Origin of the sequence: Pseudomonas palleroniana (genome assembly GCF_003031675.1) — a bacterium.
GTDB classification, from domain to species: Bacteria; Pseudomonadota; Gammaproteobacteria; order Pseudomonadales; family Pseudomonadaceae; genus Aquipseudomonas; species Aquipseudomonas palleroniana.
Window position 1 is genome coordinate 24,652 of record NZ_PYWX01000087.1, and the last position, 21,443, is coordinate 46,094.

Genomic DNA, 21,443 nt, shown 5'->3' on the forward strand with positions numbered 1-21,443 from the left:
ACAATGTCTACCTCCCCCGTTACCTTGATGGTCGCGCGTCGCGTGGCCAAAGGACGCTACGAAGAATTGATGGCCTGGCTGCGCGAAGGCGAGCAACTGGCCACCGACTTCCCGGGTTACCTGGGCTCCGGCGTACTGGCCCCGCCACCCAACGATGACGAATTTCAGATCATCTTCCGCTTCGCCGACGAAAAAACCCTGCATGCCTGGGAGTTCTCCGCTTCGCGCAGTGCCTGGCTGAGCCGTGGCAGCGAGCTGTTTGCCGACCCGTCCGAGCATCGCGTCAGAGGTATTGACGGCTGGTTCGGCGCCGCGGGCGCACGCCCTCCCCGCTGGAAACAGGCGGTGGCTATCTGGCTGGCGTTCTTCCCGGTGTCACTGCTGTTCAATTTCGGCCTTGGGCCATTGCTCAGCGAGCTGGATCTGTTCAGCCGCGTGCTGGTCAGCACGGCCGCACTCACGCCATTGATGGTTTACTGCTTTATCCCGTTGTCGACCCACCTGCTGGCAAACTGGCTACATCCCACGCCACCGCGCAAGGCCACTGAAGCCGCCGCGTGAGTACAGGGGGGCCGGTCGCTGGTATCATTTCAACCTGCCAGCGATTTGAGTCCCCCCATGACTGCAACCAACGCCCCGATCCTGATCACCGGTGCCAGCCAGCGCGTCGGCCTGCACTGCGCCGAGCGCCTGCTGGATGACGGTTACCCGGTGATGTTCAGCTACCGCAGCGAGCGCGAAGGCATCCAGACGTTGCGCGAGCGTGGCGCGATCGGCCTGTTTGCCGATTTTTCCAGCGAAGCCGGGATTCTTGCGTTTATCGCGCAGTTGAAGACTCACACCGACAGCCTGCGTGCGATCGTCCACAACGCCTCGGCATGGATCGCGGAGACGCCGGGCGATGAAAGCCGCGCCTTGCAGGACATGTTCAGCGTGCACATGCTTGCGCCCTACCTGATCAACCTGCATTGTTCAGCGTTGCTGCAGCGCTCGACGCCTGCCGATATCGTGCATATCAGTGATGATGTGGTGCGCAAGGGCAGTCGCCAGCACATTGCCTACTGCGCCACCAAGGCCGGGCTCGACAGCCTGACGCTGTCGTTTGCCGCGCAGTTCGCGCCGCTGATCAAGGTCAACGGCATCGCCCCGGCAATGGTAATGTTCAACGAGGACGACGACGCCGCCTACCGCGCCAAGGTGTTGGCCAAGTCCGCTCTGGGCATCGAACCTGGGCCGCAGGTGATCTACCAGAGCCTGCGTTACCTGCTGGACAACCCCTATGTCACCGGAACCACCCTGACCGTCAACGGTGGGCGGCATATCAAGTAAGCCGTTTTTGAGGATGTCGTATGACCTTATCCCTGCCCCACCATTACCGCGAGATCCTCAAGGGCCTGGGCGAAGACCCGCAGCGCGAAGGCTTGCTCGACACGCCCAAGCGCGCCGCCAAGGCCATGCAATACCTGTGTCACGGCTACGAGCAGAACCTGGACGAGATCGTCAATGGCGCACTGTTCGCGTCCGATAACGACGAGATGGTGATCCTCAAGGACATCGAGCTGTATTCACTCTGCGAGCACCACCTGCTGCCCTTTATCGGCAAGGCCCATGTGGCCTATATTCCAACCGGCAAGGTGCTCGGCCTGTCGAAGCTGGCGCGCATTGTCGACATGTATGCGCGGCGCCTGCAGATCCAGGAAAACCTCACGCGGCAAATTGCCGACGCGATCCAGCAGGTCACCCAGGCCGCCGGCGTGGCGGTGGTGATCGAAGCCAAGCACATGTGCATGATGATGCGCGGTGTGGAGAAACAGAACTCAACCATGAACACTTCGGTGATGCTCGGCGCGTTCCGCGAGTCGAACACCACGCGCATGGAGTTCCTGCAACTGATTGGACGGAGCAAATAGCAATGCCACAACTTCAACCAGGCATGGCGCGCATCCGGGTCAAGGACCTGTGCCTGCGCACATTTATCGGTATCAACGAGGACGAAATCCTCAACAAGCAGGATGTGCTGATCAACCTGACGATCCTGTATGCCGCCCAGGAAGCCGTGCGTGACAACGACATCGACCACGCGTTGAACTACCGCACCATCACCAAGGCCATCATCGCCCACGTCGAAGGCAATCGCTTCGCCTTGCTGGAGCGCCTCACTCAGGAACTGCTGGACCTGGTGATGAGTAACGAATCGGTGCTGTACGCCGAAGTCGAAGTGGACAAGCCGCATGCGCTGCGTTTTGCCGAATCGGTGTCGATTACCCTGGCGGCCAGCCGTTAACCTCCCCTGAATCTGCGTGAACCCTATGAACGATCAACAACGTCTCGAACTCGAAGCCGCCGCCTTCCGCCGGTTGGTGGCCCATCTGGACAGCCGCAAGGACGTGCAGAACATCGACCTGATGAACCTCGCCGGCTTCTGCCGTAATTGCCTCTCCAAGTGGTACAAGGCCGAGGCTGACGAGCGCCGGATCGAACTGAGCCTCGATGACGCCCGTGAAGTGGTGTACGGCATGCCGTATGCCGAGTGGAAAGCCCAATACCAGAAAGAAGCCAACGCCGACCAACAAGCGGCGTTCGCCAAAGGAAAACCCCATGACTGATTTGAATACCCTGCGTGCCAGCCTGAACGGCGGCGAACATGCTTTTGCCGATACCTTGGCGTTTGTCGCTGCCGGTTATGACTACCAGCCGCAAGCGTTCACCAACGGCAACGTGGAAAACGCGGCCGGGCAGAACGAAGGGTCTTGCAAGACGCTGGGTTTGGCCCTGCTGGAAGGCTTGAGCGATCAGGAAGCTCTGCTGGCATTTGGTGAGCATTACCGCTCGGTGGTGGCGACGCCTGAGGGCAGCGACCATGGCAACATCCGTGCGTTGATCGCCAATGGCTTGGCCGGTGTGAAGTTCAGCGCGCAGCCACTGACTCGCCGCGCCTGAGCCAGGCATAAAGCAAAATGTGGGAGGGGGCTTGCTCCCGATGTGCCGCGAAGCGGCCCCAGCTTTGGGTTTGAAAAAGCTGGGCCTGCTGCGCAGGCCATCGGGAGCAAGCCCCCTCCTACATTGGTTTTGCGGCGTTGGTTAGAACGAAGCGTCCTTCAAGCCGTCGAGGTAGCGCTCGGCATCCAGTGCCGCCATGCAACCGGCACCGGCCGAGGTGATGGCCTGGCGGTACACGTGGTCGGCCACGTCACCGGCAGCGAAGATACCTTCAATGTTGGTCGCAGTCGCATTGCCTTCACGGCCGCCTTGCACCACCAGGTAGCCATCTTTGGCTTCGAGCACGCCTTCGAACAACGAAGTGTTCGGCGTGTGACCGATGGCAATGAACACGCCGTCGACTTTCAGCTCGTCGAAGCTGCCGTCGTTGTTCTTCAAGCGCGCACCGGTCACGCCCATGTTGTCGCCCAGGACTTCGTCCAGGGTGGCGTTGAGCTTGAGGATGATCTTGCCTTCAGCGACACGGGCATGCAGCTTGTCGATCAGGATTTTCTCGGCGCGGAAGGTTTCGCGGCGGTGAATCAGGGTCACGGTGCTGGCGATGTTGGCCAGGTACAGCGCCTCTTCAACGGCCGTGTTACCGCCGCCGACAACGGCGACCGGTTTATTGCGATAAAAGAAACCGTCGCAGGTCGCGCAGGCGGAAACGCCTTTGCCCATGAACGCCTCTTCGGACGGCAGGCCCAGGTAACGGGCGCTGGCGCCAGTGGCGATGATCAAGGCGTCACAGGTGTAAACACCGCTGTCGCCGGTCAGGCTGTAAGGCTTCTTGGAAAAATCGACCTGGTTGATGTGATCGAACACGATCTCGGTTTCAAAACGCTCGGCGTGTTCTTTCATCCGCTCCATCAGCGCCGGGCCGGTCAGGCCGTGGACATCGCCCGGCCAGTTGTCGACTTCAGTGGTGGTGGTCAACTGACCGCCCGCCTGCATGCCGGTGATCAGCAGCGGCTTGAGGTTGGCCCGGGCAGCGTAGACGGCAGCGCTGTAACCGGCAGGGCCGGAACCGAGAATAATCACTCGCGAATGACGGGTATCAGACATGACTCACTCCTGTCGACCGCCCGGACAACAAGGCGGCTGGAATAAAAAAGGACCGCGAAGCACTTGGGGAAGGCTTGAACTCGCAGGCCCTGAAAAATAATGGGTGCAGCGTATCGAGGGGGGCAAGATTAAGGAAATACGGAATAACAATCCAGCTCATAGGTGGTCTCTATGCAGTCGACTCGGTTGATCGAGACGTTTGTTACTGCTGATGTCGCCGCTTTCGCCCAACCGGCAAAGCCGGTAAGGTCGGCGCGTTTGTCCCATTGCTCGGAGTTCTCCATGCCCGCCCCTGCTCTTTCCGGCCCGCAATACCTGCGCGAGGGCCTCAAACTGGTGTTGAGCCCCGGCCTGCGCCTGTTTGTGCTGCTGCCGCTGGCAATCAACCTGGTGCTGTTCGTCGGCTTGATCTATTTCGCCGGCCATCAGTTCAGCCTGTGGGTCGATAGCCTGATGCCGACGCTGCCCAGTTGGTTGAGCTTCCTCAGCTACATCTTGTGGCCGCTTTTCGTGGTGCTGGTGGTGTTGATGGTGTTTTTTACCTTCACCATGCTCGCCAATATCATCGCGGCACCGTTCAACGGTTTTCTCGCAGAAAAAGTTGAAGTGGTGGTGCGTGGCACCGATGACTTCCCGCCGTTCAGTTGGGGTGAGCTGGCCGCGATGGTGCCGCGTACCCTGGCTCGTGAGATGCGCAAACTGGGCTACTTCCTGCCACGCGCCATCGGCTTGTTTATCCTGTCGTTCATCCCGGTGGTCAACCTGATCGCGGCGCCGTTGTGGCTGCTGTTCGGTGTGTGGATGATGGCGATCCAATACATCGACTACCCGGCCGACAACCACAAGCTGGGCTGGAACGAAATGCTCGCCTGGCTGCGCCAGAAGCGCTGGCAGAGCATGAGCTTCGGCGGCATCGTCTATCTGGTACTGCTCGTGCCGGTGGTCAACCTGCTGATGATGCCGGCGGCCGTGGCCGGGGCCACGTTGTTCTGGGTACGCGAGCAAGGCGCCGAGGCGATGACGCGGCAAAACATGGCCAAGTCATAAATCCATCATCCCAATGACACAATGACGACATGGCCCGCAGAGACACTGTGGGTCATGACGACAGCCTCGCTTCACATCACCTTAATTACCGAAACCTTCCCGCCGGAAATCAACGGGGTGGCCAATACCCTTGGCCGCCTGTGCGAGGGGTTGCGTGCGCGCGGCCATCAAGTCGAGCTGGTACGTCCTCGCCAGGGCGCCGACCAGAGCCGCCCCAACGACGACCAACTGCTGCTGTGCCGCGGCTGGCCGCTGCCGGGTTACCCGGGCCTGCAGTGGGGCCAGTCGTCGATGCACAAATTGCTGCGGCGCTGGACGCGCCAACGCCCCGATGTGCTGTATATCGCCACGGAAGGGCCGTTGGGGCTATCGGCCCTGCGTGCGGCACGTCGCCTGGGTATCAGTGTGGTCAGCGGTTTCCACACCAATTTCCAGCAGTATTCGAACCAATATGGCTTGAGCGTGCTGAGCCGTATGGTCACCCATTATCTGCGCTGGTTTCATAACCGCTCGACCTTGACCCTGGTGCCGAGCGCCAGCCAACGCCTGGAGTTGGAACGCCGCAATTTCGAACGCCTGGGAATGCTGGCGCGCGGGGTCGACAGCCAATTGTTCCACCCGGCCAAACGCGATAACGCACTGCGTGAAAACTGGGCGTTGAACAGTGAACAGATCGCCGTGTTGCATGTAGGCCGCCTGGCCCAGGAAAAAAACCTGGGGCTGCTCAAACGTTGCTTCGAAACCCTGCAAGACAGGTATCCACTGCATCAGATGAAACTGGTCATCGTCGGCGATGGCCCACAGCGCGCAGCGATGGAAAAAGCACTGCCCGAAGCGATTTTCTGCGGCACTTTGCGCGGTGAAGAATTGGCCCGGCATTACGCGTCGGGCGACGTGTTCCTGTTCCCCAGCCTGACCGAAACCTTCGGCAACGTCGTGCTGGAGGCCATGGCCTCAGGGTTGGGGGTAGTGGCATACGATCAGGCGGCGGCGACCCAGCACATCCGCCACGGCTACAACGGTGTGACTGCGATGCCGGGGGATGAAGAAGCCTTCTGCGATGCGGCCAACTGGTTGCTTGAAGAGCGCGAGACCTTGCGCAGGGTGCGCCTGAATGCGCGTCAGCATGCCAGTCGCCAAGGCTGGCCAGCCATTATCGAGCAATTCGAGAACCAGTTACGTGGTGTGTGCGCGCAGGGTTTTACCCCATCCAAACCCGCCACACCTGCACTGAACGATCTGCGAGTGCCGTAAGTCGGTTCACCACGCCTCCCGGCACGCCCCCTAAAACCGGTCCCAATCTTCACAATCGTCTCTGCGTACCCCCCGAATCACCGAGCTACAACGGCATATTTCGGGAACGTCACGCTGCCAGTCACCACCCACATGACACCTGCTATCGAAGGTGTTTTCCTGTTGGACCACCCCGAATCAGGCAGGTATTTCTCACGAAAAATTGATAGAGAGCGTTATGTCGACACTGATCAATGGGCCAATGGCTCCGCAATTGCTGCACCACAACGCGCAGACCCAGAACACTGCACAGGCTCCCGAATTGAGGCGCTCCGGCGGCGGATATGAAATGGCGATGTATGGAAAGGAAACCCCGCCCAATTGGGGCCAACCACGGCCTGAACGTACGGATTACGGCTGGAATCAGCCACTGCCTACCCACCCGGATTACGACAGTTACCGTCCGCGTCCTACCCGCCCGGAATACGACAATCACCACCGTCCGTACGCAACCCGCCCGGACTATGACAATCATCGTCCTTACCCAGCCCGCCCGGACCACGACAATCACCGTCCTTACCCAACCCGCCCGGACTACGATAATCACCGACCGCAATACACCCGACCTGATTATGGCTGGAACCGCCCGCTACCTACCCGACCGGATTACGACAGTCACCGTCCGCACTACCCCCGCGCGGATGACGGCTGGAACCAGCCGCAACATACCCGCCGGGGTAACAACCCATACCGCGACCTGTGACAGGACAACGCAGTGAATAGCTGAAACAAAACGGGAGGCAGGGTCTTCCACCCCCTGCCTCCCGTTGAAAACCGCATATTTACCTGCCATTCAAACCAGGGTCGTCAATGCCTCACGACTGAACGGCAGGATGTCACTCTCGCGTCCTTCGCGCACCTTCACCGCCCAATCCGGGTCCACCAGCAGTGCGCGCCCTACGGCTACCAGGTCAAACTCCTCGTTGTTCAGGCGCTCCAGCAGTTTTTCCAGGCTCGCCGGCTGTGCAACTTTATCGGTGTTGACCATGAACTGCAGGAACTCGCCATCCAGGCCGACGCTCCCGACCGTGATGGTTGGCTTGCCGGTGAGTTGGCGGGTCCAGCCGGCCAGGTTGAGGTCGGAGCCTTCAAACTCCGGCTCCCAGAAGCGACGGGTAGAGCAGTGGAAAATATCCACACCGGCGTCGGCCAACGGCTTGAGGAATTCTCCCAGCGCCTGCGGGGTGTGCACCAGGCGCGCGGTGTAGTCCTGCTGCTTCCATTGGGAGAAACGGAAAATGATCGGGAAATCAGGGCCGACAGCGGCGCGGGTCGCCTGGATCAACTCAATGGCAAAGCGCGAACGGTTGGCCAGGCTGCCGCCATATTCGTCGGTGCGCTGGTTGCTGCCTTCCCAGAAGAACTGGTCCACCAGATAGCCGTGGGCACCGTGGATCTCCACACCGTCCATGCCGATGCGTTGGGCATCCTTGGCGGCTTGGGCGAAGGCATTGATCACGTCTTTGATGTCTTGGGTGGTCATGCCATGGACAACGACGGCGCCATCCTTGAGTTTTTCCATCGGACCATATGCCGGCACGCTGGCGTCCGGTTCGGTGCCGATGCGGCGCACACTGCCCACATGCCACAGCTGCGGGACAATCTTGCCCCCTTCTGCGTGTACGGCGTCGACCACTTTTTTCCAACCGGCCAGTGCGGCATCACCGTAGAAATGCGGAACATTCGGGTAGCCGTTGGACGCTTGATGCCCCACCACGGTGCCTTCGGTAATGATCAGCCCCACGCCGGCGGCAGCGCGGCGGCGGTAGTACTCGATGACCTTGGAATTGGGCACGCCACCTGGGGAGAACGAGCGGGTCATCGGCGCCATCACTACGCGGGTCGACAGCGTCAGTGCACCGAGCTGGAACGGTTTGAACAAGGCTTGGACAGGCATGGGAGCGCTCCACGTGAGACTGGATTTATGATGCCGATAATATGGTGAGATCAGGGTGCTTCATAGCACTATTGATCTGGGTGATTAAGGGCTAAAAGCGAAGGCCGCTAACCTGTGGCTAGGGAGTTTGCTCCCTGGCCACAAGTAAGGGAGATGTTCAGCTCAGGGCTTTTTCGATGGCATGGACGATCGTTGGATCGTCCGGCGCGGTGCGCGGCGAAAAGCGTGCAAGCACTCGCCCATCCTTGCCCAGCAGGAATTTTTCGAAGTTCCAGGTGATATCCCCAGGAAACTCTGCGCCCTCGCCCGCCAACAAGCGGTAGAGCTGATGGCGATCATGGCCATTCACATCAAGCTTGCTGCCCAATGGAAACGTCACGCCGTAGTTGAGGCTGCAGAACGCCTGGATTTCTTCCTCGGTGCCCGGTTCCTGGCCTGCAAACTGGTTGCAAGGCAGGCCAAGCACGGTAAAACCCTGGTCCTTGTACTGCTGATAGAGGTTTTCCAACGCCGCGTATTGCGGGGTCAGGCCACATTTGGAGGCCACGTTGACCACCAGTACCACTTGCCCCTTGAAAGGCGCCAGCGGCAGCTCATGTCCGTCTAAAGCTTTGAGTTTCAGGTCGTGGAAAGCGCTCATGACGAACTCCAGATATCCCATGTTCTTCGCATTGCGGCTCTGCGAGATTACAACCCGCAAGCCTGCAATCATAGACGCCGATTGCAAAACTCGCCTGCGAGTTACTGAGCGGTAGGCCAGGGCAAAATCGGAATCGCGGTCACCGCATTCTGCGGGCTGCCTTCGATCAAACGGTCGCTGTAGACCAGGTAAACCAGGGTATTGCGCTTCTTATCGAGGAAGCGCACCACTTGCATGGTCTTGAACACCAGGGAGGTGCGCTCCTTGAACACTTCGTCGCCGTCCTTGAGTTCGCCCTTGAAGCGAATCGGCCCGACCTGGCGGCAGGCAATCGAGGCTTCGGCGCGGTCTTCGGCCAGGCCCAGGCCACCTTTCACACCGCCGGTCTTGGCGCGGGACAGGTAGCAGGTCACGCCATCAACCTTGGGGTCGTCAAACGCCTCGACCACAATGCGGTCGTTGGGGCCGACGAACTTGAACACCGTCGATACCTGGCCGATTTCTTCTGCGCTCGCCAGCAGCGGCATGGCCAACAGCAGGCCGAGCAATCCTTTCATTACGCGCATCGTGTATTCCTTTGGTTAAACCAGGATCAGGTTATCGCGGTGAACCAGTTCCGGTTCGGCCATGTAACCCAATAGTCCGACAATCGCGTCAGACGATTGCCCAATGATTTTCTGCGCTTCCAGCGCGCTGTAGTTGGCCAGGCCGCGGGCGATCTCACGGCCGTCCGGCGCAACGCACACGACCATCTCGCCACGGCGGAAACTGCCTTGCACCAGCTTGACGCCCACCGGCAGCAGGCTCTTGTTGCCTTGAGACAAGGCCGACACAGCGCCATCGTCCAGCACCAGGGTGCCACGGGTTTGCAGATGGCCGGCCAGCCACTGTTTGCGCGCAGCCAGCATGCCGCGCTCCGGCGACAGCAGCGTACCGATGCGTTCACCGGCCTTGAGGCGGTCCAGCACACGCTCCAGGCGCCCGCCGACGATAATGGTGTGCGCACCGGAACGCGCAGCCAGGCGTGCGGCACGCAGCTTGGTCTGCATGCCACCACGGCCCAGGGCGCCACCGACGCTGCCGGCCACGGCGTCCAGGGCCGGATCATCGGCACGGGCTTCGTAGATCAATTGCGCGTCGGGGTTATTGCGCGGGTCGGCGTCGAACATGCCGTCGCGGTCGGTGAGGATCACCAGCAGGTCGGCTTCCACCAGGTTGGCTACCAGGGCGGCCAGGGTGTCGTTGTCGCCGAAGCGGATTTCGTCGGTGACCACCGTGTCGTTTTCATTGATCACCGGGATGACCTTGAGCTCCACCAGCGCACGCAGGGTACTGCGGGCGTTGAGATAGCGCTTGCGGTCGGACAGGTCGTCGTGGGTCAGCAGGACCTGCGCGGTGTGGCGGCCGTGCTCGGCGAAGCTGGATTCCCAGGCTTGCACCAGGCCCATCTGGCCAATGGCGGCGGCGGCTTGCAGTTCGTGCATCGCGCTGGGTCGCGCGGTCCAGCCGAGGCGGCTCATCCCGGCGGCAACCGCCCCGGACGACACCAGCACCAACTCGACACCGGCCTCATGCAAGGCCACCATTTGCTCGACCCAGACGCTCATGGCTGCGCGATCGAGCCCCTTGCCATCCGCCGTCAGCAACGCACTGCCGATCTTCACGACCCAGCGCTGCGCACCTGTCACTTTGCTCCGCATCATCTTCAACCTTAAAGTGAGGGCCGCGCGACCCAGCGCCGCCCATAACGTTATACCCGGATACCAAAACGCCGCTCTATAAGGAGCGGCGTTCAAGTTTATCGCAACGAATCAGTCGCGCACGTAAATGATTTCCGGGCCATCTTCATCATCCACGTCTTCTTCGTCCCAATCATCGTCGCCGATGTCATGGACCGACTTCACGCCGCTGCGGCGCAGGGCACGCTGGTCATCCAGGGCCTGCAGCTGAGCACGGGCTTCGTCTTCGATGCGCTGGTCGAGCTCGGCCAGTTCGGCCTTGTACACCGGGTCGGCCGCCAGGCGGTCGGCGCGGTCTTCCAGGTAGCGCATGATGTCGCGGGTCAGGCGCTCGGTGCCTTCTTTGGCGATGGCCGAGATCACATAGACCGGGCCTTCCCACTCCAGGCGGTCGACGATTTCCTTGACGCGGGCCTCGTGTTCTTCTTCGAGGATCTGATCGCACTTGTTCAGTACCAGCCAGCGATCACGCTCAGCCAGGGACGGGCTGAACTTGGTCAACTCGTTGACGATCACTTCAGCGGCGTCCGGCGCGCTGGTGTCATCCAGCGGGGCCATGTCGACCAGATGCAGCAGCAAACGGGTACGCGACAAGTGCTTGAGGAAGCGGATGCCCAGGCCCGCGCCATCGGAAGCACCTTCGATCAGGCCGGGAATGTCGGCGATCACGAAGCTTTTCCAACGGTCGACGCTGACCACGCCCAGGTTCGGCACCAGGGTGGTGAACGGGTAGTCGGCGACTTTCGGCTTGGCCGCCGAGACCGAGCGGATGAAGGTACTTTTACCGGCGTTCGGCAGGCCCAGCAGGCCCACGTCGGCAAGTACTTTCATTTCCAGCTTCAGGTCACGCTGCTCGCCCGGCTTGCCCGGTGTGGTCTGGCGCGGCGCACGGTTGGTACTGGACTTGAATCGGGTGTTACCCAGACCGTGCCAGCCGCCCTGCACAACCATCAGCTTCTGGCCGGCCTTGGTCAGGTCGCCAATCACTTCCTGGGTCGCGGAGTCGATGATCGTGGTGCCGACCGGTACGCGCAGTACCAGGTCCTCGCCTTTTTTACCGGTGCAGTCGGTGCTGCCGCCGTTGGAGCCACGCTCGGCGTCGAAGTGCCGGGTGTAACGGTAGTCGACCAGGGTGTTGAGGTTTTCGTCGGCCATCATGTAGATGGAACCGCCGTCACCGCCATCACCGCCGTTGGGGCCACCGTTTTCGATGAATTTTTCGCGACGGAAACTCATGCAACCGTTACCGCCGTCGCCTGCTTTTACTCGGATGGAAACTTCATCAACGAACTTCATAACAAAACGCCTCTCGCCTCTTGGACGAGCTTAAGAAACCAAGACATAAGACTCTTGCAAAAATGAGCGCAGCGACCTCAAGCAACGACCGCAATTCCTGCTGCTCTCGCCCATTACAAACAGCTTTGCAAGAGACTCACTCCACAAACGAAAAAGCCCCGTCGCAAGACAGGGCTTTTCCAGCGATCTCGCGATTAAGCTGCGACAACGCTCACGTAACGGCGGTTGAAAGCGCCTTTTACTTCAAACTTGATCACGCCTTCGATTTTCGCGAAGAGGGTGTGATCTTTACCCATGCCTACACCGTAACCGGCGTGGAATTGGGTGCCGCGCTGACGCACGATGATGTTGCCCGGAATGATTTTCTGGCCGCCATACATCTTCACGCCAAGGCGTTTGGCTTCTGAGTCGCGACCGTTACGGGTACTACCACCAGCTTTTTTGTGTGCCATGAGTCAATTCTCCTAGTGAGGAATTAGGCTGAAATTAAGCCTGAATACCGGTGATTTTGATCTCGGTGTACCACTGGCGGTGGCCCATACGCTTCATGTGGTGCTTACGACGACGGAACTTGATGATGCGGACTTTATCGTGACGACCTTGGGAGATCACTTCAGCCACAACGGTAGCGCCAGCAACAACTGGAGCGCCGATGTTCACGTCATCGCCATTGGCGACCAACAGAACGCGATCAAAAGTAACGGATTCGCCGGTAGCGATTTCCAATTTTTCGATCTTCAGGTATTCACCTGGGGCGACCTTGTATTGCTTGCCACCAGTAACAATTACTGCGTACGACATGGTATTTCTCCGATAATCCTGCTCACCCAGCTCTTTATAAGAAGAGGTATTGGCTGGCATGGCTGCATGGGATGGACGTCCCGAATGCAATTGCGTAAGGCAGGTGCTGCCCAGGAAGTTCAGGGTGCGCGATTGTACGCAAGCTATAGAGGCCTTGCAAGTGGCCGTCCATCGCGCCTTGACACTGCGGGGTCAGGGTCCTAGCATGCCGCGCAACCCTTCTGGAGCGACTGTCGCTGATGCAACCCCAAGCTTTCTACCGCGCGGTCGCGGACGATTTTAGCGCCGTCGACGGCATCATCAAGCAGCAGCTGACGTCTAAAGTGCCGCTGGTCTCCAAAATTGGCGACTACATTACGTCGGCGGGCGGTAAACGCCTGCGTCCTTTATTAGTGTTGCTGTGCGGCAAGGCCCTGGGCCGCCAAGGCGATGACCTGCGCCTGCTGGCAGCAACTATCGAATTCCTGCACACCGCCACCCTGCTGCATGACGACGTGGTCGACATGTCCGGCATGCGTCGGGGTCGCGAGACCGCCAATGCCATGTGGGGCAACGCTCCCAGCGTCCTGGTGGGCGATTTCCTTTACTCACGCTCGTTCGAAATGATGGTCGAACTGGGTTCGATGCCCGTGATGAAAATTCTTTCACAAGCCACGCGCATCATCGCCGAAGGCGAAGTATTGCAGCTGTCGAAGGTCCGCGACGCCAGCACCACCGAAGAAACCTACATGGAAGTCATTCGCGGCAAAACCGCGATGCTCTTCGAAGCTTCGACCCATAGCGCAGCCGCCCTGTGTGGCGCGACCGCCGCACAGGCTGAAGCCCTGCGCACCTTTGGCGACCACCTGGGCGTGGCGTTCCAACTGGTGGATGACCTGCTCGACTACCGTGGCGACGCAGAAACCCTGGGCAAGAACGTCGGCGACGACCTGGCCGAAGGCAAACCGACCCTGCCGCTGATCTACACCATGCGTGAAGGCACCCCGGAACAGGCTGCGCTGGTACGCAAGGCGATCCAGAAAGGCGGGATCGAAGACCTGGAAGCCATCCGTGCAGCCGTTGAAGCCTCCGGCTCCCTGGATTACACCGCGCAACTGGCGCGCGACTTCGCGGCCCGTGCCATCGCGTGCCTGGAAGCCCTGCCGGCCAGCGAATACCGGGACGCCCTGGTCGAACTGAGTGAGTTCGCGGTCGCGCGTACACACTGAAATACCTGCATGTGGGAGCCCCCCTCCCACATTCAAGCCTATTACCAATTCCCGCCCCTGGCCCAATTCCCTATATAATGTGCGACTTTTAGCCCTCCTGACTTTCAAGGAACTTTAGTGAGCACGTTGCCACCCTGCCCAAAATGCAATTCCGAATACACCTACGAAGACGGCGCCCAGCTGATCTGCCCGGAATGCGCCCATGAGTGGTCCGTCAACGGCGAAGCCGAAGCGGCCAGCGACGAAACCGTGAAGAAAGACTCTGTGGGCAACGTCCTGCAAGACGGCGACACCATCACCGTGATCAAGGACCTCAAGGTCAAAGGCACGTCCCTGGTGGTCAAGGTCGGCACCAAGGTCAAGAACATCCGCCTGTGCGACGGCGACCACGATATCGACTGCAAGATCGACGGCATCGGCCCGATGAAACTCAAGTCCGAATTCGTCCGCAAGGTCTGAATCTGCTGGGCCCATCCCGCGCCCGCCGCGGGGTGGCGTTTCGCCATCTCCTTTGACCGAACGCAACGGTCCATCCAGAAAACCCAGAAAACCGCCAATAGACACTTGCTATTCGACGAATAAGAATTATTCTCATTGAAACCCATCAAGGAGAATGAACCATGACTTATTTGATCGATGCCTGGCTGGACCGCCCACACCCCTACCTGCGGATTCTGCATCGGGAAACCGGTGAGGTTTGCGCAGTACTGGAAGAAGAAGCGTTGAACGAACTGCAGGATCAGGGTGACCTGGACGTCAATGGCTTGAGTTCAAGTGAACCCGGTGTGCTGAAAGAGGTGGTGAGAAACCTGTTTCTATTCTGCTATGCCCGAGCGTTGCGCCCGGCGACGGAGCTCAATGGCAAGTTCCATCCATGAACACACCCGCAAAACACTGTGGGAGCGAGCACGCTCGTTCCCACAGATAATCAGCAGGTCTTACAGAACGTCGAGCAGCTCGACGTCGAATACCAGAACGCTGTGCGGTGGAATGCTGCCAACGCCTTGAGCGCCGTAAGCCAGTTCGCTCGGCACGTACAGACGCCATTTGCTGCCGGCATTCATCAGTTGCAGGGCTTCGGTCCAGCCGGCGATCACGCCACCTACCGGGAATTCTGCAGGCTGACCGCGCTCGTAGGAACTGTCGAACACAGTGCCGTCGATCAGGGTGCCGTGGTAGTGGGTACGTACTTGATCTTCACGGGTTGGCTTGGCGCCGGTACCGGCAGTCAGCACTTCAAATTGCAGACCGGAAGCGAGGGTGGTGATGCCATCACGCTTGGCGTTTTCCGCCAGGAATGCCAGGCCGGCGCCAGCAGCGGCTTCAGCTTTGGCAGCGGCTTCGGCTTGCATGATCTCGCGGATGACTTTGAAGCTTGCAGCCATTTGCTCTTGGTCAACACGGCTTGGCTTACCACCGAAGGCGTCGGTCAGGCCGGCCAGGATCGCGTCCAGGCTCACGCCCGGTGGTGGGTTGTCGCGCAGTTGGTCGCCCAACTGACGGCCGATACCGTAGCTGACGCGGGTTTCGTCGGTGGACAGATTAACTTCGGACATGAAGAGGCTCCGCTGTAGGGCCACACAGGAAAACGCCGTTTCCCGCGCCGCCCAGAACTAAAAGGGCCAGCAGACTAGCACACATGCGTCGTCTGTGATGAGCCCTGCGCACGTACCTATCTACCGCCGTCGTTCCAAGCCGGCATCTCATGCTGAGGCTCCTTCCATCACATTGGAGACGGTGCCATGAGCACACCCTCTGCATCCCAACTTGAGCAACTGCATGCGCAGTTGCTTGAGATTGATCCGAGCCTGCGCAGCCAAGCCAGCAAGCCTGCCCCACCGCCCCAGGAGCTGACTGACCTGGAAAAATTGAACGCCACGCTCAAGCAAGCCAACCACACTTTCCTCGACCAGGCGCGTGCGCTCTATCAGGACCTGGCCCAAGTCGACCTCAGCCAAACCGGCGGCAAGGCGTTGTTGACCCGCCTGCGGGCCAAACTGAACGAACAGTTGCAAGACCTTGATGACACCAGCTCCGTCACCGGTCAAGGCCGTCAGACCTTCATGCGCTACGCCGCCGGCAGCACGGCACTGGAACGGGAGGCCAGCCTCAATATCAAGGACCATCTGCTGAACCCGGTCGACCTGCGCATGCTTGAGGATTGCTCACGCGTGCCGTCGTTGCGACCAGGCATCTATGCATTGACGTTCACCTATCAGGAGCAAAGCGTCGAATTCGCCGGCGCATTTGTATTGACGCGCCAGCCGAGCCCGGTGGTCGATAGCCTGACCAGCGATGCCGCGCTCGGCCCGGTACTGCTCTTTACGCCATCGGCGGGCCTGTATGGGTTCGATACCCTGCTCGAACTCGACCAGAGCCTGAAAGCGAACATAGCCGAGCGCGGAGAAATCCTCCGGCACTTGCCGGTGCGTTATCAACACTTGGGCGTCGCCGACATCTGGCCGCTGGAGCTGCGGCCGATCGACGACCTGCTGGTGTTCGAACACAGCTACCAGGCGCTGCTCGACAAACGTCGCCTGGACATCGACCTTGCGCTGAGCCTGGTCAATAACCCGCGCACTGACAGTGCGCAGTTGATCGAAGAGCTGGACGCCGCTATCAGTGCGGCCCTGCCCGACCTGTCCCAGCGCCTGGCAATGCGGCGCCAGCGCCTGCTGGAGTGGGCGTTGCATAAAAGCTTGCCCGACTGGTACCGCAGCGCCGATGACGCGAAGCAAGCCAACCTGGCGGACTGCATCGTCCAGTACAACCAGGCCCGGCAGATATTTCTCGAACTGTTCGGCTCCTGGATAACCCCTGGTGCCCTGGCCCATTACCAGTTGCTCGAACAATTGGCCGACCAGTTGGAGATCCATGACCTCGACCCGCAGCAACTGCTCGTCACCACCCGCCGCGAAGTGGAGGATGTGGGCGCCTACGTGCAACAGCGCAGCCTGGTGGATGTCGCCCTCGCGGGTTTGCACAGCGACGACCGTCTGCCCGGCTCAGCCTTTCTCAAGCACACCACCCTGAGCTACGCCGGCGCACCGTTGCAAGGTCGCCACGCGCACCTCACGCCACAAAGCCTGCTCGACCTGTTGCAACCGCTGGACCCGCGCCTGGAGTTTGCCGCTCAGCAGAAAAAAGCCGTGGCTACGCCCGAAATCCGCCAGGCGACCAAAGCCATGCTCGATCGACGCCTGGCACTGTTGGCCTATACCGCCAACCTGCAAGGCCACTTGAGCGCGGCCGACTATCAATTGTTTGAACAATTGCGCAGCACGCCCGGCTCGGCGCTGCGTGCGCAGACCGTGCTGCTGCATGGCGCGCAGCTCAAGGACCTGTGGCTGCTGCGCGAGAACGACGCCAACGGGCAACCCAAACGCTTACTGCTGTGCACTCCCGACTCACCAAGGGGGCAAATGTTTATCGGCTTCAACAGCCTGCGCGAATGCCAGACGCACATTCTCGCCTGGGCGGCGGACACGACCCGGCATAACGGAAAAACCATGGTCGACTACCTGCTGGAGCAAGTGCCACAGCGCTTTCGGCCGACCATGCGCATTGTCGCCAGCAAGCTGGGTTTTCGACCGGATGCCATGGAGCACGAGGAAGTCACCCTGGGTAAGCCCTGCACCCACAATGCCTGCCTGGACGCCATGGTTGAGCACCTGATGGCGCAATTGATCGACGACTATGAATACAGCAGCCCGCTCTGGCTGCGTTCCGCCTCTCAAACTGAGCGCATCCGCCTGACAAGCCTCGCCGAAGATGCCGAAGGCGCCTTACGCACCTACAACGCCCGGCCGGATGCGGAGGCCAACTTCCCGACCTTTGCCGCGTATGTGCATGAGCAGGCCACCCTCAGCCTCAACAAGCTGTTGGGCCGGATGCACAACAAGGTCGACCCGGACCTGGTTTTTGCCTACACCCCCAAACCGTTGTTGGGCCAAGGGCCGAAACCTGTGTCCTACACCGAACTGTATCGCGACGGGTACGCGGACAACGTGGGGTTTATCAACGAAGACTTTTCCAGCTCTGCGACGTTTCGTGGCCCGCCCGGTGTCGACCTGAGCGCGCTGACCCCGCAGAAGGTCGCAGCCGCGGTAAGAGGCGTATGGATCGGCAAACGTTACACCGACCTGGTACACACGCAATTGCAGGCCGCCAACAACCCGGGCTATACCGAAAGGCGCAATGCCACGCTGAAGATCACCCAGTTGCAAATGCAAAATGCCGCTCTGCAATCACGTCTCGAAGGGCATATCGCCAGTGTCGACCTGAGCTGGTTGACCCAGGCGATCAGCAGCCTGGGCCAGAGCGCAGTGACCCAGCGCACCGCCTACAAAATACATCGCCTGTTTATCGACGGCAGTTGGGTCATGGGCGTTTACCTGTTCAGCCACGCGGATAACCCGGTGCTGCTGTACACCCCGAATGCCCCGGATGGCATCAGTTTTCGTGAAGCGAAACTGTTCAACTACCTGCTCAAGACCCTCGATGGTGCGGTGGAATATTTCTGTAGCCGCACCGCGCAGCAGTCCCAGGCACGTATCCGGGATGTACTCGAAACCGCCAAGAAGGGCCTGCCCGACGACATCAACCGCACCAGCCCCAGCCGCCCCCATTACGACAGCATCGAGCGCGTCACGCCCTTGACCGACCTGCGTCACGAGTTCTACAACATGGTATTGCAACGCCGGATCGACGACGTCCACGCCACCACGGTGAACCGTACGCAGATGATCATGGGCATTGTCTGGACCTGCGTCGAATGGGTCACCGCCATCGCGACCATTCCCTTTCCGATTCTCAGCCTGACCCTCGGCGGGTTGCTCGCCTTCAAGGATGCGCTGCTCGCGCTCAACGCGTGGCACCAGGGTGACCGCGACGGTGCATTGCTGCATTACATCGGGTACCTGGCCAACCTGGGCGGTGCGCTGCTGTTTGACTTGAGACCTGCCTTTCGCGGGCCGTTCAACGCACTGCGTCCGACACTCAAAACCGGCAAACAGGCGGCTGACAGCGCACTGCTCAAACAACTCGAACCCACCAGCCCGCCAGACATGCAACCGCTGCTGTTCGATGGCCAACCCTACTGGATCAAGCCCTCCCCGGATGCCCTGGGCCGCCACCTGCTCTATCGCCAGGACCCGGCCTCCGGCCAGATGCGCTCGACCGCACGCTTGGTCAACCAGGATACCGAGGGTCGCTGGGTGCGTTCCGGCGTGACCGGTGGCGGGCGCAAGAAATATGAGCTGCTACCCGAAGAGGTCGACGACACGCTGGCGAAATACGAGATTTCGCCCAGCGAAGGTAAATATTTCCGAGCCGTACTCGATGAAGGCTTCAAAGCCCGGCTGGTCACCAATTGGGATCCCGACGTCATCGGCGCTACCCAGCGCTACGTCTACGACCAGTTGCAGCCGCTACGCAATGCCTACGTCGGCCAGATCGAGCAATTGACGAAGGATGCCGAGGCTTTCTTCCTGCGTCCCCGCGTACACCCCATCAAGCCGCAAGTCCCCCCAGTGGCCGCAGAAACCGCGCACGCCGAACTGCTCAAGCTTTTGTTCTCGCCGGGTAAACAGCTGCTCATCGGCGCCCATAATGCGTCCATCGCCAGCAAACAATTGTTGATCGAAAACATGCAGTCCCTGGCCGAGCAAGGGCTCAAGCGGCTGTACATCGAAAACCTGCCGGTTGACGGGTTTCGCAGCAAACTGAAGATCCTCAACCGCGAAGTCGAAGGCAATGTCGCGGTGGCACTTGAACGCATCACTGAGCATCTGGCCAGGGTCGATCACGCCTTGGGGTTCGCTGCCGATGCGCCTTTCAGTTTCCGCAAGCTGGTGCTTGAAGCGCACAAACACAACGTGATCATCGATGGGCTGGATGCGTCGAGCTCCTACCACATGGAGCACGTACTGGCCCTGGGCGACGGCGAGCGGCTTATCCCACGCTCGAGCCGGCTGCGAAATTTCTATTCGCACCAGGCAATTGCGCGCAACGTGAAAAATCGCCCCGGGGAAGGCTGGATCGCCCTGGTCGAGCAGGACCGCATGGGAAGCCACGCGATGACCACCGGCCTGGCCGATCTGCAAAACACCTTGGCGCTGCGCGTTCAAGACGTGGCACCTGACCAGCCCGTGGGCGTCTGGGTCGACACCTTGCCTGCGGCGCAGTCCAGGGGGCATCTCACGTTGTCGCTGTCGACGAACCTGCACGTGCGCGCCCAACCGGCAGTGGCGCAGGCGCCTGCGGCCAGGGCCGGCACCACGCACTTCAACGAGTTCGACATGCCCCACGCCATGAAGAAGCAGGCCGGGCAATTGGCAGCGTCTCATCGTGGCCTGGATACACGCTACGCCTTGCATCAGGGCGACCCTCGCCAGGCCACGTTCGCTGAGTTCGTGCGTATTCGCGAACGCTTGATCGAACGCGCCGAAGCCTTTTTTGCCGGGTACACAGCGCCACGACGCAGTGCCCTGGCTTACCTGGCCAACCTCACGAACGAAGAGGACCTGATCAAGCGCCTCTTTCAACAAAAACTCGGGCTTGTCATCGGAGAAGCGCACTCGGCGCAGTCGAGTAAGGAGTTCCTGATCAAGCACATGAAGCTGTTGAAGAAACAGGGGGTAAAAACGCTCTATGTCGAACACCTGCTGACCGACCTGCACCAGCACGAACTGGATATCCTGCATGACACGCTGAAAATGCCCAGCGGCTTGCAGGCCTACCTGAATGCCCAGGACCAGGGCCATATGCTCATGTACACCGGGCCGAACACTTATACCAACGTGATCAAGGCCGCCAACAAATACGGGCTGCGCGTGCGCGCCCTGGATTGCACTGCCAGCTACCACACCAAAGGGGCCAGGGGCAGCAGCCCGCGCAACACGCTGTTCAATTATTTCGCCAACGAAGTGATCAAGGCCGACCAGGCGGCGTTCGGGCCCCATAAGTGGGTGGCGTTCATGGGCAGCGGGCACACCGATATGAACCTGTTGGTGCCCGGTATTGCCCAGTTGCAGGATGCCGTCAGCCTGCATGTGCGCGATGCCGCCGCCGGCACTGCACGCATCCTGCAACAGGGCGGCTGGGTCGTGGATGAGACCAGCTCATTGGCCTTGCGCAGCGACTTCACACTGCAGGTCGGTGTCGCCGGCAGGCGCGCCATGCGTCCACCCGCGCCGCCAAGCCGCGAGCGGTTGCGCCTCAAGGGACACTTCATCATCGAGCGGCCATCGGCCTACGAGACGAACCTGGTGCACCATTCCAACAGTGGCGACATCGTGGTCACGCCGATTCAGATCGATGACATGGGCCAATTCTTCATCAACCGGTGGGAGGGGATTCGCGACAAGCGTTTTGTCTATCAAAGCCAGCTGATCGAAGCGCTCAAGTACGAGATCCATCTGACACCGGCACCGTGATGCCTCGGGGGCTCCTGCCCGCACGTCGGCCGGGGGCCCCCT

At 60.3% G+C, this 21,443-nt stretch carries 22 protein-coding genes; 13 read left to right on the forward strand and 9 right to left on the reverse strand.

Features of this window, described 5'->3' with window-relative positions:
- The first annotated feature begins 3 nt into the window (after window positions 1-3).
- From C9383_RS26615 to C9383_RS26640, 6 genes are read left to right on the forward strand one after another with little or no spacing between them, the layout of a single operon-like run.
- On the forward strand, window positions 4-561 hold the full coding sequence (locus C9383_RS26615; protein ID WP_090368605.1) for an antibiotic biosynthesis monooxygenase: 558 nt from the start codon (window positions 4-6) through the stop codon (window positions 559-561).
- Window positions 562-618: 57 nt separating this feature from the next.
- Window positions 619-1,329, forward strand: a complete 711-nt coding sequence (gene folM, locus C9383_RS26620) for a dihydromonapterin reductase (RefSeq protein ID WP_090368602.1) — start codon at window positions 619-621, stop codon at window positions 1,327-1,329.
- Window positions 1,330-1,349: 20 nt separating this feature from the next.
- Window positions 1,350-1,910 carry a GTP cyclohydrolase I FolE gene (folE, locus tag C9383_RS26625; RefSeq protein WP_090368599.1) on the forward strand — a complete coding sequence of 187 codons (561 nt, stop codon included), beginning with the start codon at window positions 1,350-1,352 and terminating at the stop codon, window positions 1,908-1,910.
- Between the two features lie 2 nt (window positions 1,911-1,912).
- Window positions 1,913-2,284, forward strand: a complete 372-nt coding sequence (folX, locus tag C9383_RS26630; protein WP_003194073.1) for a dihydroneopterin triphosphate 2'-epimerase — start codon at window positions 1,913-1,915, stop codon at window positions 2,282-2,284.
- A gap of 25 nt (window positions 2,285-2,309) precedes the next feature.
- Window positions 2,310-2,606 carry a DUF1244 domain-containing protein gene (locus C9383_RS26635; protein WP_090368596.1) on the forward strand — a complete coding sequence of 99 codons (297 nt, stop codon included), beginning with the start codon at window positions 2,310-2,312 and terminating at the stop codon, window positions 2,604-2,606.
- The gene (locus C9383_RS26640) at window positions 2,599-2,940 is read left to right on the forward strand and encodes a HopJ type III effector protein (protein WP_090368593.1); all 342 of its coding nucleotides are present in this window, start codon (window positions 2,599-2,601) and stop codon (window positions 2,938-2,940) included. Before C9383_RS26635 ends, C9383_RS26640 begins: the two co-directional genes overlap by 8 nt.
- 141 nt (window positions 2,941-3,081) lie before the next feature.
- Here the strand turns inward: C9383_RS26640 and trxB are convergent, their stop codons facing one another.
- Window positions 3,082-4,044 carry a thioredoxin-disulfide reductase gene (gene trxB, locus C9383_RS26645; protein WP_034115064.1) on the reverse strand — a complete coding sequence of 321 codons (963 nt, stop codon included), beginning with the start codon at window positions 4,042-4,044 and terminating at the stop codon, window positions 3,082-3,084.
- Between the two features lie 282 nt (window positions 4,045-4,326).
- Between trxB and cysZ the strand changes: the two genes are divergently transcribed.
- The 3 genes from cysZ (at window position 4,327) to C9383_RS26665 (ending at window position 7,087) form a co-directional block, all read left to right on the forward strand.
- Window positions 4,327-5,091: a sulfate transporter CysZ gene (gene cysZ, locus C9383_RS26655; protein ID WP_060754386.1), complete on the forward strand. Its 765-nt coding sequence runs from the start codon at window positions 4,327-4,329 to the stop codon at window positions 5,089-5,091.
- A gap of 54 nt (window positions 5,092-5,145) precedes the next feature.
- Window positions 5,146-6,345, forward strand: a complete 1,200-nt coding sequence (locus tag C9383_RS26660; protein WP_090368590.1) for a glycosyltransferase family 4 protein — start codon at window positions 5,146-5,148, stop codon at window positions 6,343-6,345.
- Window positions 6,346-6,562: 217 nt separating this feature from the next.
- On the forward strand, window positions 6,563-7,087 hold the full coding sequence (locus C9383_RS26665) for a chromosomal replication initiator protein DnaA (RefSeq protein ID WP_143038190.1): 525 nt from the start codon (window positions 6,563-6,565) through the stop codon (window positions 7,085-7,087).
- 90 nt (window positions 7,088-7,177) lie between these two features.
- Here the strand turns inward: C9383_RS26665 and C9383_RS26670 are convergent, their stop codons facing one another.
- The 7 genes from C9383_RS26670 to rplU all read right to left on the reverse strand — a co-directional run bounded on the left by C9383_RS26670 (window position 7,178) and on the right by rplU (window position 12,757).
- A complete protein-coding gene (locus C9383_RS26670; RefSeq protein WP_090368583.1) occupies window positions 7,178-8,281 on the reverse strand; it encodes an NADH:flavin oxidoreductase in 1,104 nt (367 codons plus the stop codon).
- 157 nt (window positions 8,282-8,438) lie between these two features.
- Window positions 8,439-8,921 carry a glutathione peroxidase gene (locus C9383_RS26675; protein ID WP_060754390.1) on the reverse strand — a complete coding sequence of 161 codons (483 nt, stop codon included), beginning with the start codon at window positions 8,919-8,921 and terminating at the stop codon, window positions 8,439-8,441.
- Window positions 8,922-9,022: 101 nt separating this feature from the next.
- Window positions 9,023-9,487: a CreA family protein gene (locus C9383_RS26680; RefSeq protein ID WP_015885841.1), complete on the reverse strand. Its 465-nt coding sequence runs from the start codon at window positions 9,485-9,487 to the stop codon at window positions 9,023-9,025.
- Window positions 9,488-9,502: 15 nt separating this feature from the next.
- Window positions 9,503-10,621 carry a glutamate 5-kinase gene (proB, locus tag C9383_RS26685; protein WP_060754391.1) on the reverse strand — a complete coding sequence of 373 codons (1,119 nt, stop codon included), beginning with the start codon at window positions 10,619-10,621 and terminating at the stop codon, window positions 9,503-9,505.
- 111 nt (window positions 10,622-10,732) lie between these two features.
- Window positions 10,733-11,956: an Obg family GTPase CgtA gene (gene cgtA / locus C9383_RS26690; RefSeq protein ID WP_060754392.1), complete on the reverse strand. Its 1,224-nt coding sequence runs from the start codon at window positions 11,954-11,956 to the stop codon at window positions 10,733-10,735.
- A 194-nt stretch (window positions 11,957-12,150) separates the two neighbouring features.
- Window positions 12,151-12,408, reverse strand: a complete 258-nt coding sequence (rpmA, locus tag C9383_RS26695; protein ID WP_003176049.1) for a 50S ribosomal protein L27 — start codon at window positions 12,406-12,408, stop codon at window positions 12,151-12,153.
- Between the two features lie 34 nt (window positions 12,409-12,442).
- The gene (gene rplU, locus C9383_RS26700; RefSeq protein ID WP_003176051.1) at window positions 12,443-12,757 is read right to left on the reverse strand and encodes a 50S ribosomal protein L21; all 315 of its coding nucleotides are present in this window, start codon (window positions 12,755-12,757) and stop codon (window positions 12,443-12,445) included.
- Between the two features lie 239 nt (window positions 12,758-12,996).
- Here rplU and C9383_RS26705 point away from each other — a divergent pair, with 239 nt between their 5' ends.
- From C9383_RS26705 to C9383_RS26715, 3 genes are all read left to right on the forward strand, one after another.
- Window positions 12,997-13,965 carry a polyprenyl synthetase family protein gene (locus tag C9383_RS26705; RefSeq protein ID WP_060754393.1) on the forward strand — a complete coding sequence of 323 codons (969 nt, stop codon included), beginning with the start codon at window positions 12,997-12,999 and terminating at the stop codon, window positions 13,963-13,965.
- Window positions 13,966-14,082: 117 nt separating this feature from the next.
- The gene (locus C9383_RS26710; protein ID WP_060754394.1) at window positions 14,083-14,424 is read left to right on the forward strand and encodes a zinc ribbon domain-containing protein YjdM; all 342 of its coding nucleotides are present in this window, start codon (window positions 14,083-14,085) and stop codon (window positions 14,422-14,424) included.
- Between the two features lie 161 nt (window positions 14,425-14,585).
- A complete protein-coding gene (locus C9383_RS26715) occupies window positions 14,586-14,843 on the forward strand; it encodes a PA4570 family protein (RefSeq protein ID WP_003194088.1) in 258 nt (85 codons plus the stop codon).
- A 60-nt stretch (window positions 14,844-14,903) separates the two neighbouring features.
- Here C9383_RS26715 and bamJ read toward each other — a convergent pair whose 3' ends face one another.
- The gene (bamJ, locus tag C9383_RS26720) at window positions 14,904-15,521 is read right to left on the reverse strand and encodes a BamJ family beta-barrel-assembly machinery protein (RefSeq protein ID WP_060754395.1); all 618 of its coding nucleotides are present in this window, start codon (window positions 15,519-15,521) and stop codon (window positions 14,904-14,906) included.
- A 186-nt stretch (window positions 15,522-15,707) separates the two neighbouring features.
- On the opposite strand from bamJ, the gene C9383_RS26725 reads away from it, so the two are divergent.
- Window positions 15,708-21,401: a membrane-targeted effector domain-containing toxin gene (locus C9383_RS26725; RefSeq protein WP_090368580.1), complete on the forward strand. Its 5,694-nt coding sequence runs from the start codon at window positions 15,708-15,710 to the stop codon at window positions 21,399-21,401.
- Window positions 21,402-21,443 lie beyond the last annotated feature (42 nt).

Excerpts from the sequence above, each read along its gene's own strand:
- C9383_RS26615 (WP_090368605.1), top strand. The coding sequence starts at position 4 with ATGTCTACCTCCCCCGTTACCTTGATGGTCGCGCGTCGCGTGGCCAAA.
- folM (WP_090368602.1), top strand. The coding sequence starts at position 619 with ATGACTGCAACCAACGCCCCGATCCTGATCACCGGTGCCAGCCAGCGC.
- folE (WP_090368599.1), top strand. The coding sequence starts at position 1,350 with ATGACCTTATCCCTGCCCCACCATTACCGCGAGATCCTCAAGGGCCTG.
- folX (WP_003194073.1), top strand. The coding sequence starts at position 1,913 with ATGCCACAACTTCAACCAGGCATGGCGCGCATCCGGGTCAAGGACCTG.
- C9383_RS26635 (WP_090368596.1), top strand. The coding sequence starts at position 2,310 with ATGAACGATCAACAACGTCTCGAACTCGAAGCCGCCGCCTTCCGCCGG.
- C9383_RS26640 (WP_090368593.1), top strand. The coding sequence starts at position 2,599 with ATGACTGATTTGAATACCCTGCGTGCCAGCCTGAACGGCGGCGAACAT.
- trxB (WP_034115064.1), bottom strand. The coding sequence starts at position 4,044 with ATGTCTGATACCCGTCATTCGCGAGTGATTATTCTCGGTTCCGGCCCT.
- cysZ (WP_060754386.1), top strand. The coding sequence starts at position 4,327 with ATGCCCGCCCCTGCTCTTTCCGGCCCGCAATACCTGCGCGAGGGCCTC.
- C9383_RS26660 (WP_090368590.1), top strand. The coding sequence starts at position 5,146 with ATGACGACAGCCTCGCTTCACATCACCTTAATTACCGAAACCTTCCCG.
- C9383_RS26665 (WP_143038190.1), top strand. The coding sequence starts at position 6,563 with ATGTCGACACTGATCAATGGGCCAATGGCTCCGCAATTGCTGCACCAC.
- C9383_RS26670 (WP_090368583.1), bottom strand. The coding sequence starts at position 8,281 with ATGCCTGTCCAAGCCTTGTTCAAACCGTTCCAGCTCGGTGCACTGACG.
- C9383_RS26675 (WP_060754390.1), bottom strand. The coding sequence starts at position 8,921 with ATGAGCGCTTTCCACGACCTGAAACTCAAAGCTTTAGACGGACATGAG.
- C9383_RS26680 (WP_015885841.1), bottom strand. The coding sequence starts at position 9,487 with ATGCGCGTAATGAAAGGATTGCTCGGCCTGCTGTTGGCCATGCCGCTG.
- proB (WP_060754391.1), bottom strand. The coding sequence starts at position 10,621 with ATGCGGAGCAAAGTGACAGGTGCGCAGCGCTGGGTCGTGAAGATCGGC.
- cgtA (WP_060754392.1), bottom strand. The coding sequence starts at position 11,956 with ATGAAGTTCGTTGATGAAGTTTCCATCCGAGTAAAAGCAGGCGACGGC.
- rpmA (WP_003176049.1), bottom strand. The coding sequence starts at position 12,408 with ATGGCACACAAAAAAGCTGGTGGTAGTACCCGTAACGGTCGCGACTCA.
- rplU (WP_003176051.1), bottom strand. The coding sequence starts at position 12,757 with ATGTCGTACGCAGTAATTGTTACTGGTGGCAAGCAATACAAGGTCGCC.
- C9383_RS26705 (WP_060754393.1), top strand. The coding sequence starts at position 12,997 with ATGCAACCCCAAGCTTTCTACCGCGCGGTCGCGGACGATTTTAGCGCC.
- C9383_RS26715 (WP_003194088.1), top strand. The coding sequence starts at position 14,586 with ATGACTTATTTGATCGATGCCTGGCTGGACCGCCCACACCCCTACCTG.
- bamJ (WP_060754395.1), bottom strand. The coding sequence starts at position 15,521 with ATGTCCGAAGTTAATCTGTCCACCGACGAAACCCGCGTCAGCTACGGT.
- C9383_RS26725 (WP_090368580.1), top strand. The coding sequence starts at position 15,708 with ATGAGCACACCCTCTGCATCCCAACTTGAGCAACTGCATGCGCAGTTG.